Here is a 14,862-nt window from a genome sequence, read left to right on the forward strand (position 1 = left end):
CGACACACCCACGCCTTCCCGGCGATCGGCAGGCAGGAACGGGCCCACGCCCTGCCCCGCACCCGCAGCCCCCGAGGAGAATCATGAAGGGCCTGCACCGGCTCGGCCGGCGTCGCCGAACAGTGGTGACAGGACTGTCGGCCGCGGCGCTGGTGGCCGGCGTCGTGACGCTCCTGCCCAGCTCCGCCGGAGCCGCCGCCCTGGGTACGCAGGCGGCCCCCTCGGGCAGGTACTTCGGCACCGCTGTGGCCGCCCGCAGGCTCGGCGACTCGAAGTACGCCGCGATCGCGGACCGGGAGTTCAACATGATCACCCCGGAGAACGAGATGAAGTGGGACGCCGTCGAACCGTCCCGCGGCAACTTCAACTTCGGCTCCGCCGACCAGATCGTCAACCGCGCCATGGCACACGGCCAGCGCATGCGTGGCCACACCACGGTCTGGCACTCGCAGCTCCCGTCCTGGGTCAGCTCCATCGGCGACGCGAACACACTGCGCAGCGTGATGAACAACCACATCACCACCGAGATGACCCACTTCAAGGGCAAGATCTACGCCTGGGACGTGGTCAACGAGGCCTTCGCCGACGGAGGCAGCGGCCGGCACCGCAGCTCGGTGTTCCAGAACGTGCTGGGCGACGGCTTCATCGAGGAGGCGTTCCGCACCGCCCGGGCGGCCGACTCCTCGGCCAAGCTCTGCTACAACGACTACAACATCGAGAACTGGTCGGACGCCAAGACCCAGGGCGTCTACAGCATGGTCAGGGACTTCAAGTCCCGCGGCGTGCCGATCGACTGCGTCGGCTTCCAGAGCCACTTCGGGACCGGCGGCCCGCCGTCCAGCTTCCAGACCACCTTGTCCCACTTCGCCGCCCTGGGCGTGGACGTCCAGATCACCGAGCTGGACATCGCCCAGGCGTCGTCCACCCACTACGCCAACGCGGTCAACGCCTGCCTGTCCGTGACCCGGTGCACCGGCCTCACGGTATGGGGCATCCGGGACAGCGACTCCTGGCGCAGCGGCGAGAGCCCCCTGCTGTTCGACAACAACGGCAACCCCAAGGCCGCCTACACCACCGTCATGAACGCCCTCAAGGCCGCCTCCGGTACCGCCCCGGGCGGGAAGCCCGGCGGAACCGGTACCGGGCAGATCAAGGGCGTCCCCTCCGGTCGTTGTATCGACATCAACGGTTCCACCCCTGTCAACGGCACCCAGGCGCAGCTGTCGGACTGCAACGGACAGACGAACCAGCGCTGGACCTACACCTCCGGCAAGCAGCTGATGATCAACGGCAACAAGTGCCTGGACGCCATGGCCAAGGGCACCAGCAACGGCACGAGGGTGGTCATCTGGGACTGCAACGGCGGCGCCAACCAGCAGTGGAAGATCAACACCAACGGCACGATCACCGGCGTCCAGTCCGGGCTGTGCCTCGACGCCGTCGGCGCGGCCACCGCCAACGGCACCAAGATCCAGCTGTACTCCTGCGCGTCCGTCGACAACCAGAAGTGGACCGCCCTGTCCGGGACGGGCGGCGGCACGTGTGCTCTTCCCTCGACGTACAAGTGGAGTTCGACAGGTGCCCTCGCACAGCCGTCGAACGGCTGGGCCGCGGTGAAGGACTTCACCCACGTGGTGCACAACGGCAAGCACGTGGTCTACGCGTCGAGCGCAGAGGGAACCTCGTACGGCTCGATGGCGTTCAGTCCCTTCACGAACTGGTCGGACATGGCGTCGGCCGGCCAGACCAAGATGAACCAGAACGCGGTGGCGCCCACGCTGTTCTACTTCGCGCCGAAGAAGATCTGGGTGCTGGCGTACCAGTGGGGTGCGTCGCCCTTCAGCTACCGCTTGTCGAGCGACCCCACCAACCCCAACGGCTGGTCCGCGCCGCAGCCGCTGTTCACCGGGAGCCTCCCCGACTCCGGCACCGGCCCGATCGACCAGACCCTGATCGCCGACGACCAGAACATGTACCTGTTCTTCGCCGGCGACAACGGCAAGATCTACCGGGCGAGCATGCCGATCGGGAACTTCCCGGGCAGCTTCGGCTCCTCGTACACGACGGTCATGAGCGACACGGCGAAGAACCTGTTCGAGGCGCCGCAGGTCTACAAGGTCCAGGGCCAGAACCAGTACCTCATGATCGTCGAGGCCCGGGGTGCGAATGAGCAGCGCTACTTCCGCTCGTTCACGGCCTCCAGCCTGAACGGTTCGTGGACCCCGCAGGCCGCCAGCGAGAGCAACCCCTTCGCCGGCAAGGCCAACAGCGGTGCCGGCTGGACCGACGACATCAGCCACGGCGACCTGGTCCGCGACAACCCCGACCAGACCATGACCATCGACCCCTGCAACCTGCAGTTCCTCTACCAGGGCAAGTCCCCCAACGCGGGCGGCCCATACGACCGACTGCCGTACCGGCCGGGCGTCCTCACCCTGCAGCGCTGACCTGTCTGATCCACGGTGATGTGCAAGGAGTACAGCTCGCGATGAAGAACGCCACAGCCGGCGGGCGACGCGGGCGTCACCGCCGTCGCTGGAGCGCCACCGGTCTGCCGCTCGGTGTGCCCGCCGTCCTCGTGCCGTACTTCCTGTTCGTGTAGGAGGACTCGCAGGCCGAGACCAGCCGGTAGTGCCTACTACCGGCTGGTCTCGGTGCGCAGCGGCAAGGTGCAGGCCGCCAAGGGCCAGGTCGGACTCGACCACTACCAGGTCCGCCACTGGACCGCCTGGCACCGGCACATCACGCTCGCCATGCTCGCCCTGGCCTTCCTGACCGCCATCGCCGCCAGCACGACCCCAAGGCGGCCCACCGACCCACACCACCACACTCGCGGCAGCGACCCGATCCCGTTGACCGTCGCGGAGATCCGCCACCTGCTCGCCGTGGTCCTCAACCCACCAGCCGTGACACCAGCCAGGATGCTGCACTGGTCCGACCGGCGCCGGCAACACCGGGCAACAGCCCGCCGCAGCCACTACCGGCGACACATCCTTTTCCTCGCCGTGCCGAGTCCGCGCAAGGAGTACTTCCTCGCGCGGACGCAGAAAGACCTGGGCTGCGCCCTGGTGGTGGGCGTCGGCGGATCCTTCGACGTGGTGCTGGACTGCGCAGCAGGGCACCACGGTGGATGCGGCGGGCCTGGCCATCACTTCGCAATGCCGTTGCGTTAGTACTGCAACGGTGTTTGCTGTGACGGTGGGGCAGGTCGGCGTTGGCCAGGTCGTGGGTGGGGAACTTGCTGATTTCCTGGAGACGAACGCGCGTCGTCCGCCTGCGGACGGCGGACCTGGATCTCAGTGGCATCCAGCCTCAGCTCGATGCCTTCGGCCTGGGCGCAAGCGAACACGTCAGGCAGCGTCCGAAGACTGTGACGACAAGGTCGGGAGCCGGCCCGGATGTATCGTGGACGGCCACACGGCCAACGTGACGTACCATCGGTCGCTCTACAAGGGGGCGGCCGTCGCCTACGAGTGGGCGCAGAAGAACCTCGCGGGCAAGTCCGGCACCCCCGGCCACTTGCTGAACCGGTGGCATGTCGACCCGCTTGACCCGAACGCCAAGGGCAGGCGTGCCCTGACCTGTGACCGTGGGCCGTACAAGTTTCCCCGGGGTGCCACCGGCATCCCCAACGACTCGTGTGACGAGTACCCGTTCGCCAAGTCGGTGCAGGGCGGGAACGACGGTGCCCTGTGTATCGACGTCACCCCGCGTGAGGTCGGCGGCGTGTGGGACGTCGCGAACGTCACCTGATCCGGGGTGACAGTGGCAGGAGCGGGCGCGTACAACGGCATGACAGGACCTCTTGGTGGAGCCCGGCTCCGACACCGCTGTTGCTACCAAGAGGTCCTGGCCTTTCGGGTCACTTCGCCGGTTCCGCCCTTAATCGCTCTGCATCAGTTGGTCGTGTCCCGCCGCGTGGTGTAGCCCGTGCGCATCTCTGCGGGGGTCCGGTACAGCACACACTGGCGAAGCGGCCCCTCGGGCACGCTCGGATCCTCGAAGTCATCGGCCGGGTCCCGGGTCATGCCGATCCGGCGCATCACCGCCTGGGAACGAAGGTTGTTGACGGTCGTCGACGCAACGATCTCCGGCAGCCCGAGGGCCTCGAAGCCAAAGGCCAGGCAGGCCAGGGCGGCCTCGGTGGCGTAACCGTGACCCCACGCCGAACGTATCAACCGCCACCCGACGTCCACCCCCGCGAACGGCATGTCCTTGCCCACCTCGTCCAAGCCGGCGCGGCCGATGAACTCACCGGTCTCCCGTGCTTCGAGCGCCCACCACCCAAAACCTCGCTCGTCGAACTCGGCCTGCATGAGTGCCACCGTGGCATCGCTTTGCTCCCGCGTCAGCAGTTCCCCCAGGTGTTCCCGAACTTCGGGATCGGCGTTCATCGCCGCCCACGGTTCGAGGTCAGACTCCCGCCACCGGCGGAGCAGAAGACGATCGGTACGCAGTTCCGGCATGCCGCCCAGCTAACGCCATCACGATCAGGGTGTCGACCGGTTATGTCGCGCCCTACGGTGATCTGGCTGCTGCGGGCAGCCTGGCCGCAGCGCTGGAACAGCTGGCGGCCGAACTCGGAGCCGATCTCACAGTGGTACCCGGCGATGGGGGCCCACTCGTTTCGGCCGGCATCGCCTCGTCGGTCCCTGAGCGCATGCCGTCAGGGCCGGAGCGGCATGGGGGCAGGGCAGGAGCCTGCGGGCGCTGTGGGCGGAACTGTCGTTCCTGCGCTCCGGCAAGCGCGCCGAAGCTCAGCATCTCGGGCGGAGGCCGTCCCTGGAAGCGCGCGGTCAACAGGAAGATCACCCCCCACTGGCTGAGGCACTTTTTCGCCTCGGCCGGACTGTCGAAGGGAGTGTGCCCGGCACCTCCCGGCGCACCTCCCGGGCACCCGGCGGCTGGGAGGTCAGCCCGGCAGCTCGGTGCGCTCCCACCACTCGTACACCGGCAGCCGCCCCTGCGCCGTGTCCTGCGCGCGCTCGGTGCGCCTGAAGTGCTCGTATCCGCCCCGGAAGAGCAGCTTCACGTCCGCTCCCGCTTCGGGCTGGGCGACGACGCGTTCTGTGAGGTCCGCGGGGCCGCCCTCAAGGACGGCCTTCGCGGTGTCGGAGTCGTTCATGATGCAGAGCGTAGCCATCCGGGCTCCGGTTTCCGCGGCGGTGCGGCCGTCAGGCCCTGGTGTCGCTGAAGGGCCACCGGGCTTTCCGGGGTGTCCGGGGACGGTCCGCGCGGGCCGGCCGGGGCCGGTATCCCGGCGGGGTGGGGTGGCAGGTGCGCGGTCCACCGCCGAAGGGCATGAACGCGTACTTGGGCAGCGGACCGGCGGGGGAGCGGCCGGTCCAGCGGTCGGGGCGGAACGTGTCCGGCTGGTGGTAGTGGCGGGGGCCGCGCTGGAGGACGAAGGGGCTGAAGGCGACGCGCTGCCCGGGGCGCAGGGGGTAGCCGGCGAGTCCGGTGGGCTCTTCGACGGGTCTCGGTGTCGGTCAGCCGGACGGGCGGCCATGACGTGCGGCTCCCGGGTGGGGCGGACAGACTGGCCGCATGCCCGTGAAGGCGCGGCGGCCGCCGACGGCCCCTCCTCAGAGGTCCTTCCTCGACGTGGCGGCGTTGGTCGCGGCGCCCGGGACAGTCGTCCTCGGGCTGCTCTACTACTTCGGCAACCAGTACAACGAGGCCTACTACCGGGCGTTCGGCGTCCCGCCCAGCGACCTGCCCCTCTCCATCCAGGCCGTCCTCGCGCGCAGCCCCCAGGCCGTCTTCTTCCCGGTCTGGGTCCTGCTCGTCTGCGGCTTCGTCGTGCTGCTCGCCCTCGGCTGGCTCGGGCACGCCCTGGCCCGCCCGGAGAACGAAGGACGGCGCCGCACGGCGTATCGCGCGCTGCTGGCGGTGGGCCTGCTCCTGGGGGTGGTCGGGGGCTACCCCGTGTTCTTCCGGGCCGACCTGTTCACCTTCCTCCCCGCGGGCTGGCCGCGCGGGCTGCTACCCACCCTCGTGGTGGCCCTGGGCGCCAGCCTGGCCTTCTTCGCCGTTCAGGTGCGCCTCGGGCAGCACGATCCCTGGCGGCGGAACCGTCGGGTTCGTGATGCCGACCGGCTGTGGCTCCTGTCCGGGGCGTTGCTCTTGGGGATGCTGACCTTGAGCCTGTTCATCGGCATGTCCCGGTACGCGGCGATGGCGGGCGAGGCACAAGCGGAGACGGACGCGAACAGCGGTATGAGGCGGTTCCCGGCGGTGGAGGTCCTTTCGCGCCTGCGGCTGGTTCACCACGCCACTGACATCGGCTTCGAGGACCTGGGGGCCGGCGCCGGGCCCTACCGTTATCAGTACCGGAACTTCCGCGTCCTGTTGAAGACCCCGACCCGCTTCTACCTGGTCCCTCACTTCGCCCGGTACAAGGACAGCGTGACGGTCGTGCTCCCGGACGACGACGGCACCGTACGGGTGGTGATGAAGGGCTCGGTCAGCTGAGCTCGGGCTCAGGTGTCGAGGTCTCGGTCTCCTCAGGGGTTTCCGAGGTCTCAGCCGGCGCCGGCGTCGGGGATTCGGAGGCCGGTGCTGTCGAGGCAGCGACAGCCTCTCCGGTCAGGGTCACCGAGAACGTCGGCCCCTCGGCGGTCGGAGCGGTGACCTTCCCCGTCCACGTTCCGGCCTCCTGGGTGGTGTGGCTGACCTGGACGCGGCAGGTCTCCTGCGGTTGGAGCGTGACGCCCGTGCAGCCGTCCTTGACGATCGAGAGCTCCCCGCTGTCGGTCGTGGCCCTCAGCGGCTGGACGGTCAGGGGCACCTGCTGGTCGTTGGACAGTTCCATGGTGCCTCCGGCGGGCTCGTCGAGCTGCGTCGTCGGCACGGCGAGCGTCGAGTTGTCGTTGGAGTCTCCGTCGGTGCCGGGGAAGACCTTTCCCAGGTCCTCGCCCCTCGGCACGGTAGGCGTCGTCGGAACGTCGGTGTTCGTGTCGGTGGGAGCAGTGTCGCGCGTCGGGACGGGCTCGGGCTCGGATCCCCCGCACGCTGTCGCCGTCGTGATCAGGGCTGTCAGCAGCGCGACCGCCGCGCAGCCGCGTCTGATGTCCGGCATTGGTGTCCGTCCCTCCGCTCCGGATTGGGGCCGCGGCCCAACGTCGCACAGCGACTCGCCGTAAGCACGGAACCCGCGCGGTGACACCGCGCCAGGGCCCCGGGCGGCGGAACACCGACCAGGTGTCCGTCGTAGGCGGGGTCATGGAAGAGGCGCCGAGGCTTGTCCGGTTCTGTGGCGGACATCAGCGAAACCGTACGCGCTATCTCTATGCCGGCGCCTTCGAGCAGCGCCGAGGTGTAGTCGATGGTGGCCCCGGTCCAGACATCCTCGTCCACGAGGACGATCGGCTTGGCCGCGATCGCCCCCGCTTGCTCCTGTGGACTGGGCCACCCCGGCGGGCACGACTGTTCCATGCGTGAACGACGAGACGCGGATGTTCTTCCCGCGCGGGGTCGGGCTCGCCCGCGGGTGCGGCGGCCGTTCGTGTCCGCATGGGCTAATTGCGTGGCGCCTGGCGCGGTCGGCGGCGGCTCACCAGGGCGCTGGCCCATGCCTGGCGGCGCGATTCCCGGGCCATGCCGGAGGTTCAAGGCCGGAAGGAGCCACGAGGCCGCCAGCGCGGCCCGAGCCGAACAGGAGACCGTGACCCGGCAGGCCAGATACGCCCTGCGCGCCGGAATCGAGGGCGCCATCGACCAGGCTCTCGACGTCACGGGGATACGCCAGGCCTGCTACCGCAGACTGCCGAAAGTCCGCCTCCAGCACGCCTTCTCCGCCGCCGCACTCAATGTGATCAGACTGGACGCCTACTGGAGCGATCAACCCCTCGGCCGCACCCGCACCAGCCGTCTCGACCAACTGGCCCACACGCTCACCGTGTGAACAGCCGGAATTGAGCACCAGAGTCCGGGCTCTCGTCCCCATGCTGCTTGAAGAGAGCCGGTGCGGGCCCTGCTGGTCCTGACGAACCGGGAAGTCGCGCGCCCGATGTACGGAGAGCAAACCGAGTTGACACCTGCGCGGGTCAGAGCAGAGCCCCAGTGACAAGCGACCGCGGCAGTCACAGTCCGCGACCGGCTCGGGGATGCGACCGCGGCCCAGGTGCTGTGGAGCGCACCCAGGCTGATCTGCGTCGCGGACCTGCGGAGGACGCCCCGAGCACCGACGTTTGAGGCCGTGGCGGGCGCCCTCCGCAGCTCCCGTCGGCGGATCGGATCCGCGGAGGGGCGGCTAGTTGACCGCCGGCCCGGAATTGTTCAGCCAGGCCCACTCCGACCAAGTGGCGAAGCCGGTCTGCCACTTGTGGTAGACACCGGCGCCGCTGGTCGCGAACACCTCGATGCGCCCGTCGGCGTCGTTGCCCGCGGCGATCTCGGTGCCGCCGCCGCCGAAGGTCTCCCACTCCGAGTACGGCGCGTTCGGGCGGGTCTGCCAGGCGTGGCTCGCGGCGGTGGCGTTGATCGCGAACACCTCGACGCGGCCGTCGGCCGACCGCGAGTGGGTCAGCTCGGCGTTGGAGATCCCTCCCATGCCCGCCCATTCCGACCACGAGGTGGGGCCGGTCTGCCAACGGTGGAACACACCGGTGGAGTTGGAGGCGAACACCTCCAGCCTGCCGTCCTGGTTGTAGCCGGCCGTGAGGTCGTGTCCGCCGCCGCCGAAGTTCTCCCAGGCCGACCAGGCGCCGTTGACCCCGGTCTGGTAGAGGTGCTGGAAGGTGGTGTCGGAGAGGGCGAAGACTTCGAGTCGGCCGTCGGGTGCGGTTTCGAGGGCGAGGCGTGAGGTCGCGGGGCCGCCGCCGGTGCCTTCCCAGTTGGCCCAGTTGCCGCTGGGTGCGGTCTGCCAGCGGTGGAAGACTCCGTTGGTGTTGGAGGCGAAGACTTCGATGCGGCCGTCGGCGTTGTTGCCGGTGGCGAGTCGGTAGCCGCCTCCGCCGAAGTTGGCCCAGGTGGACCAGGAGCCGTTCACCGCGGTCTGCCACATGTGGTCGAAGGTGCTGTCGGAGAGGGCGAACACTTCGAGTCGTCCGTCGGCGTTGGCCGCTACGGAGAGTTGTGCGTTGCGGGGTCCGCCTCCGAACCGCCACTGCGACCAGACGCAGCCCCGGTCCTTGACCGCCTGCGTGACCATCCGCGCGCAGGACACCTTGTAGGCGTCCATGTAGCCGGCCATCTTCGCGTGCAACTGCGGGTTGAGCTGGTCGGCCATGATGCCGTCGGCGGCCGACGGACCGGCCGGATCACACGGCACGGTCGGAATGGCGAAGCCCTGGGGGCCGCTGAAATACCGGGAGACCCCGGAGTGGTCCTTGCCCGGAACCGGAACCGGAACCGGAACGGGCGCGTGTGCGGCGACGGCGACCGAGGCAGTCATCCCGACGGCCAACGCCCAGGTGCCGGCCACGAAGGCCAGTCTGGTGAACACGCGGCGCAAATCAGTTATCGCCATTGTCTGCCCTTCTGTCGTGAAGTGAAATGTGCGGAGTTCACGCGATGCCCGGCCCTGCGGAAGTGCCCACCCAGCCCCACCGGTACTGCCGTTGATCGCGAACACCTCGACCCGGCCGTCCGCCGAACGGTCCGAGGTCATCTCGGAGTTCGCCGGGCCGCTCATTCCCTCCCAGCCGGACCAGGCGGAAAGGACTGGGCCCGCCAGATCACCTCGCTACGGGTGATCGGGCCGCCGCGGTCGGACGAGACGGCCGCCATCGCGGCAGTGGGCGCGGTCGCGGCGATGGCGGCCGCGCCGGCTATCAGCAGCAGGAGCACTCTGCCGCACCGTGATCTCAAAGCCGTCACCGGAACCCCTCCCGTCGTCGGCGGCCGACAGTAGGGCGCGCCGATGAAATGCCGATGGAATCGGCAACTCCCTTGGATGGGAGGGCAGATGGGCCAACGGTCCTACGCCGCGGGGGCGGCGCAGTGTCCAGGGATGTCGGGGGCTCCGCGTCTGTCACTCCGGATCGTTCCGGATGCCTGGCCCGGCGCTCTCCCCCCTACTTTGTCGACGGCTTCCGCCAGACCTGCGGAACCGACCGACCGAACCGATCAGCCCGGAGCCCGGGGAGCAGCGATGCCGACGACAGCCACCACCTGCCGACCGATCGCCACTGCGCTCGGGCACCAGGAGCGCAAGGTGCTCCACGCGGTCGGCTGCGGCCTGCGGGACGACGAGATAGCCGCCGCTCTCGCCCTTTCCGAGGACGCCGTCGCCGGACACCTCGCGCGGGTCCTCGTGAAACTCGGGCTGCGCGACCGGGCCGCCGCCATCGTCCACGCCTTCGACAGCGGCCTGGTCGTCCCCGGCAGCGGCCCGCGTACGCAGGCGGCGAACCCGGCGCCGCGGGCCCCCACCCGCCGCGATGCCGGACCGACGATGCAGATCTCCCTGCTCGGACCGCTGCAGGCATGGCAGGACGGGCGGCCGCTGAAGCTGGGGCACCTGCGCCAGCAAGCCGTACTGGCGGCGCTCGCGCTGTGCGCGGGCCGCACGGTCGGTCAGCAGGAACTGCTCGACGGAGTATGGGGGATGGACTCGCCGGTCACGAACGTGGTGCCGGTGTACATCTACCGGCTGCGCAAGACCCTGCGCACCGGGGACGGCCGCCCCGACGCGGTGATCGAGCACGACCGGTGCGGCTACCGGCTGGTCTCCGGCCTGGTCGACGTGGACGTATCCCGCATGGAGAAGCTGGTCACCGACATCGCGACGGCCGACCGGGCGGGAGAGCCGGCGGAGGCGGTCCGCCTGTGTTCGCAGGCGCTGGACCTGTTCCGCGGGGAGCCCCTGGCCGGCCTGCCCGGGCCGCTCGCCGAGCTGGAGCGGTTGCGGCTCACCGAGCGCCGGATCACCATCGCGCAGCGGAAGCTGGAGTGGCAGCTGCGGCTGGGGCAGCATTCCGAAGCGGTCGCCGAACTGTTCGCCCTGTCCGCGGCCCACCCCCTGCACGAGCCGGTGGCCGCGATGCTGATGCGGGCGCTGTACCGCAGCGGCCGACGGGCCGACGCGCTGACCGTGTTCGACCAGGTCCGCCGTCGCCTGGCCGACGAACTCGGCGTTCCTCCGGGCCGGCTGCTGCAGCGGACGCGCCAGTTGGTCCTGCGCGGGGACGAAGCGGGCCTCGGCCTCACCACGGCGCCGAGGTGACCGCGCCACCGTGGTGACCGGGCCGCCACCGGACCGGGCCGCCACCGGATCGGGGCGGCCCGGCTCCGCGCGGTCAGGAGGCGAAGGACCGTTCCAGCCGGGGAACCAGGTCCTGGAGGTCCGCTTCCCAGCACCAGGCGTTGTGGCCGCCGTTGCAGTTGGTGCCCCAGCCGGCGCCGTCGCCGTAGTCCACGTAGTGGTAGGGCATGCGCAGGGCGTCCATGCTGTCCTTGACGTGCTTGGACGCGCTCTCCACCCAGAACTCCAGGTCGGTGACGTCTCCGCGTCCGTTGCCCACGTAGATGGAGACCCCGACTCCCGCGAGCTTGTCCATGTGCGCCGCCGGATCCACCTCGTTGAACCTCCAGTCGGCGTTGAACACCGGGTAGGGCGAGCCGAACGCGGCGTCACTGTCCACGCCGGGGGAGTAGCCGACGAGGGAGGCGACGACGGCCATCCGCAGGTCCATGGACCGGACCGACAGGTCGATGTCTCCGGACAGGGACGCGGTCTGGCCGAACAGGTCGGGGCGGACCTGGGCGTAGTGCAGGGCCCCGAACCCGCCCATGGAGACACCGGCGACGGCCCTGGCCTTCTTGGCGGCGATGGTCCGCAGGTTCGCGTCGATGAACGGAATCACCTGCTTGAGGTGGAAGTTCTCCCAGTTCTGGGCACCGGCCGCGGTCCTCTGGTTGAGCCAGTTGGCGTACCAGCCCCGGGCACCCCCGTCCGGGATGACGGTGATCATTTCGTTCGAGGTGGTCAGCGCCGGGTAGTTCTGCTGGATCGGGTCGTCGGGCGAACCGTGCAGGAAGTACAGCACCGGGTAGCGCCTGGCCGGGTCGGCGTAGTAACCGCTCGGCAGGATGATCTTGATGTGGTGCTTGCCCGAGACCTCGGGTGTGGTCACGGTGATGTAGAAGTTGGTGGGACCGCCCACCGTCGTGTCGACCTGGGTCAGGCCGAACCCGTCCGTCATCCTCGGCGGTTCGGTGCCTTCGGCGGCCTGGGCCGAACCGGCGGGCAGCGCCATTCCCACTACGGCGGCCATCAGGGCCACCACCATGCGCCACCGACTCGATGTCCTCATCACAGCGTGCTCCCTCGTGAGCCTTGTCGTTGCGCGGGTGCGGGACCGATCGGGAGACCGGTCCCGGTTCAGGACCTTCGGTCTCAGTCCAGGACCTTGACCTCCAATGCCGGCGAGGCCGCGATCTGCTCCTCGGTGAACCGCTCGGTCACCCACTGGCCGGCCGAGAACAACTTGGTCTGGTCGGCGTAGTGCGGTGAATTCGGGTTGGCCGACTGGGAGTAGGCCAGTACGGAAGAGGCCTGCGGCGGACCGTCGGCGGTGAACCGCACCTGCTGGACGAAGCTGGAGCCGAAGGTGATGTCCATCTTGCCGTCGACCGAGCCGGGGGTGACCACGTTCAGCACGCCCAGCTCGTGGACCGCCCCGTGGATCGGGATCTGCTCGCCGTTGCGCGTGATCTTCTGTACGTCCGACAACGCCGCGTTCAGCGGGATCCCCGCGTTGCGGAAGGCGATGACCGTCCGGCCGAACGCGTCGCGGACGGCGGAGCTCCCGGAGTCCAGCGAGTTGGGGGTGTGCACCGGGTCGTTGGGGTCGAAGGGGATCCGCCACGGCAGCTTCTCCACCGACTGGCCGCCGAGCAGGGCGTACCAGTAGTTCTCGAACAGCCAGGACCCCCGGCTGTCCGCCGTGAAGTCGTGGCTCTTCCACCCGGCCAGGATCGGGCAGGCCTCGCTCACGTTGACCAGCTGGCCGTCCACCAGGATGAGCCCGAAGGGCTGTGCCCGGCACATCGCCACCGTGGCGTCGAGGGCCAGATCGGCGGCCCGGCTGTTGTCGGCGAACAGCAGCTGCCGCATGTCCTCCGGCGTGAACCCCCGGCCGGGCAGGCCGTCGGTTCCGTTGATCCGCTTCTGCGCGGTCAGGATCAACTCCTGGGTGCGCAGCGACCGGGGCGCCGCCGTGTCGCCCATCACCCGGGGGAAGGACAGCGGTTGCTCGGGGTTGGCCAGCCAGGCGCTGTCGTTGGCGTTGCCGACGAAGTCCTGGCGGATCAGCCGCGGCTGCTTGTGCGGGTCCAGCAGCCCCGGTGCGACCGCGTTCGGATCGGCGGGCCAGTCACACGCGCTGCGTTTGCCGTCGAAGATGGAGACCGGCGGCACGTTCGGCAGCCGCAGCACCTGGTTGAACAGAGCCTGCCCGGTCAGGGTCAGGCACGACTGGGCGTGCTCGTCGGTGATGTTCGGGGTGGCCTGGATGTCCGCGTACAGGGCGTTGCCCTTGCGGTCGGAGGCGACGGTGTTGAAGAAGGGGACGCCCTGCGTGGTCTCCAGGGTGTTCACCACCTCGTCGACGTCCTTGGCCTGGTCGAGGTGGAACCAGGTGTTCAGCGCCCGCAAGTTGTCCATGTTCACGTCGCGCACCGCGTGCGCGCTGACCACCCAGGGCAGCGGCACGGTCAGCACCTGTGTGGTGATCGGGCCGTAACGCGTCGCCCACAAGGTCCTGTTGACCCTGCCGATGGAGCCGTCCGCGTTCAGCACGTCGACACCGACCTGCTGTGAGGTCATCGCCTCCCAGGCGCCGTCGACCAGGTAGTTGGTCGGGTTCAGCGGATCGACCTGTACGTCGAACAGCCCGAAGGGGGCCACCGTGGCGACGGTGTGGCTCCAGGCGACATCGTCGTTGTGCCCGATGTTCACCGCGGGGAAGCCGAGCAGGCTGGCCCCGGAGACATTGATCCTGCCCGGGATCGTCAGCTGGCTCTGCCACATCCGGTTCTTGCCCTGCCAGGGGAAGTGCGGATTCGCGAGCAGCATGCTCGTGCCCCCGGACACGCCCTGCGAGCCGACCGCCAGCGCGTTGCTGCCCATGCTCTGCTGCCGGCTGACCGCCATCGCGTCGCGGATCTTCGCCGCGGTCTCCGCGGCCGAGGAGGCCGGCGGGGCGGCGCCCGGAGCGGCGGCCGAAGCCCCCGGGGGAGCCGCGTTCACCTGGCCGTCGAGCAGCACGTCCGCGGTGCCCATGATGATCTCGGCGTGCGCGTGCCGGTAGACGTCCAGCTCCGTGATCGGCCGCACCCACGCCTTGCCGCGGCAGGCCGGGTCGGTGATGTGGTCCACGCCCGTCTCGGCCAGGTACCTGTTGTACCCCTGGACGTAGCCGCGAATGGCCTCCTTGACCTCCGGCTCCGGCCCGCCCGGCGCGGGCAGGTCGATCAGCCGTTCCACCACCCGGTTGTCGTTCATCCGCTGGAAGTAGAGGTCGCTGTTGAGGTTCGTCGTGGTGTTCTGGTGCTCGCCGGGGCTCGCCTTGCCGTCCGGCCCCAGATAGCGGGACCGCTGGGCGTTGACCATCAGATAGGTGTCGGCCAAGGTGCAGATGTTGTCCTTGGCCGCGGCGTATCCGTAGCCCGTGCCCAGTCCCGCCCAGTCGGAAGCGATGATGTGCGGGATTCCGTACTCGGTGTAACGGATGGTCGGCTTGTCGGGCGCCTGTCCCGGAGCCGGCGCCCCGGTGGCCGCCATCGTGCTCAGCACCGCCGCCACCGCGGCCGTGGCCACCATCGGCAGCCTCGCTCTGAATCTCCTCCGCGCCATCGAGCCGTCCTTCCCCTGTGGTCCGGGCCTTCGTCTGACCGCGGCCACGCTAGGGAGGA

General features: G+C 69.5%; 12 protein-coding genes and 2 pseudogenes. 6 read left to right on the forward strand and 8 right to left on the reverse strand.

Annotated elements, in window-relative coordinates; genetic code table 11:
- The first annotated feature begins 83 nt into the window (after window positions 1–83).
- Both BX286_RS32030 and BX286_RS36820 read left to right on the forward strand, forming a co-directional pair.
- Window positions 84–2,447 carry a non-reducing end alpha-L-arabinofuranosidase family hydrolase gene (locus tag BX286_RS32030; protein ID WP_121017179.1) on the forward strand — a complete coding sequence of 788 codons (2,364 nt, stop codon included), beginning with the start codon at window positions 84–86 and terminating at the stop codon, window positions 2,445–2,447.
- Window positions 2,448–2,654: 207 nt separating this feature from the next.
- Complete coding sequence (locus BX286_RS36820) at window positions 2,655–3,173, forward strand: WecB/TagA/CpsF family glycosyltransferase (protein WP_187344318.1); 519 nt, start codon at window positions 2,655–2,657, stop codon at window positions 3,171–3,173.
- Window positions 3,174–3,245: 72 nt separating this feature from the next.
- On the opposite strand, the pseudogene BX286_RS37655 reads toward BX286_RS36820, so the two are convergent.
- Window positions 3,246–3,367, reverse strand: a pseudogene (locus BX286_RS37655) (IS5/IS1182 family transposase); the annotation flags it as partial.
- Window positions 3,368–3,426: 59 nt separating this feature from the next.
- On the opposite strand from BX286_RS37655, the gene BX286_RS32045 reads away from it, so the two are divergent.
- Entirely contained in the window at window positions 3,427–3,753 is a 327-nt protein-coding gene (locus BX286_RS32045) for a hypothetical protein (RefSeq protein ID WP_237292589.1), read from the forward strand.
- Between the two features lie 143 nt (window positions 3,754–3,896).
- Here BX286_RS32045 and BX286_RS32050 read toward each other — a convergent pair whose 3' ends face one another.
- The 3 genes and pseudogenes from BX286_RS32050 to BX286_RS32060 all read right to left on the reverse strand — a co-directional run.
- Window positions 3,897–4,466 carry a GNAT family N-acetyltransferase gene (locus BX286_RS32050; RefSeq protein WP_100864682.1) on the reverse strand — a complete coding sequence of 190 codons (570 nt, stop codon included), beginning with the start codon at window positions 4,464–4,466 and terminating at the stop codon, window positions 3,897–3,899.
- Window positions 4,467–4,912: 446 nt separating this feature from the next.
- A complete protein-coding gene (locus tag BX286_RS32055) occupies window positions 4,913–5,125 on the reverse strand; it encodes a DUF5988 family protein (RefSeq protein ID WP_100864876.1) in 213 nt (70 codons plus the stop codon).
- A gap of 49 nt (window positions 5,126–5,174) precedes the next feature.
- A pseudogene (locus BX286_RS32060) lies at window positions 5,175–5,474 on the reverse strand (cytochrome P450); the annotation flags it as partial.
- Window positions 5,475–5,547: 73 nt separating this feature from the next.
- Here BX286_RS32060 and BX286_RS32065 point away from each other — a divergent pair.
- On the forward strand, window positions 5,548–6,474 hold the full coding sequence (locus tag BX286_RS32065; RefSeq protein ID WP_100864680.1) for a hypothetical protein: 927 nt from the start codon (window positions 5,548–5,550) through the stop codon (window positions 6,472–6,474).
- Here BX286_RS32065 and BX286_RS32070 read toward each other — a convergent pair.
- The gene (locus BX286_RS32070) at window positions 6,467–7,081 is read right to left on the reverse strand and encodes a hypothetical protein (protein ID WP_100864679.1); all 615 of its coding nucleotides are present in this window, start codon (window positions 7,079–7,081) and stop codon (window positions 6,467–6,469) included. The genes BX286_RS32065 and BX286_RS32070 overlap by 8 nt on opposite strands.
- Window positions 7,082–7,573: 492 nt before the next feature.
- Here BX286_RS32070 and BX286_RS36825 point away from each other — a divergent pair, with 492 nt between their 5' ends.
- Entirely contained in the window at window positions 7,574–7,906 is a 333-nt protein-coding gene (locus BX286_RS36825) for a transposase (protein ID WP_187344238.1), read from the forward strand.
- 348 nt (window positions 7,907–8,254) lie between these two features.
- Here BX286_RS36825 and BX286_RS32080 read toward each other — a convergent pair whose 3' ends face one another.
- A complete protein-coding gene (locus BX286_RS32080) occupies window positions 8,255–9,472 on the reverse strand; it encodes a VCBS repeat-containing protein (protein ID WP_121017185.1) in 1,218 nt (405 codons plus the stop codon).
- A gap of 624 nt (window positions 9,473–10,096) precedes the next feature.
- Between BX286_RS32080 and BX286_RS32085 the strand changes: the two genes are divergently transcribed.
- Window positions 10,097–11,170: a BTAD domain-containing putative transcriptional regulator gene (locus BX286_RS32085; RefSeq protein WP_079423877.1), complete on the forward strand. Its 1,074-nt coding sequence runs from the start codon at window positions 10,097–10,099 to the stop codon at window positions 11,168–11,170.
- Window positions 11,171–11,243: 73 nt separating this feature from the next.
- Here the strand turns inward: BX286_RS32085 and BX286_RS32090 are convergent, their stop codons facing one another.
- The gene (locus BX286_RS32090) at window positions 11,244–12,260 is read right to left on the reverse strand and encodes an alpha/beta hydrolase family protein (RefSeq protein WP_237292587.1); all 1,017 of its coding nucleotides are present in this window, start codon (window positions 12,258–12,260) and stop codon (window positions 11,244–11,246) included.
- An 83-nt stretch (window positions 12,261–12,343) separates the two neighbouring features.
- Window positions 12,344–14,803, reverse strand: a complete 2,460-nt coding sequence (locus BX286_RS32095; protein WP_121017187.1) for a penicillin acylase family protein — start codon at window positions 14,801–14,803, stop codon at window positions 12,344–12,346.
- Between the last annotated feature and the right edge of the window lie 59 nt (window positions 14,804–14,862).

This window comes from Streptomyces sp. 3211.6, from assembly GCF_003634815.1.
GTDB lineage: Bacteria > Actinomycetota > Actinomycetes > Streptomycetales > Streptomycetaceae > Streptomyces > Streptomyces katrae_A.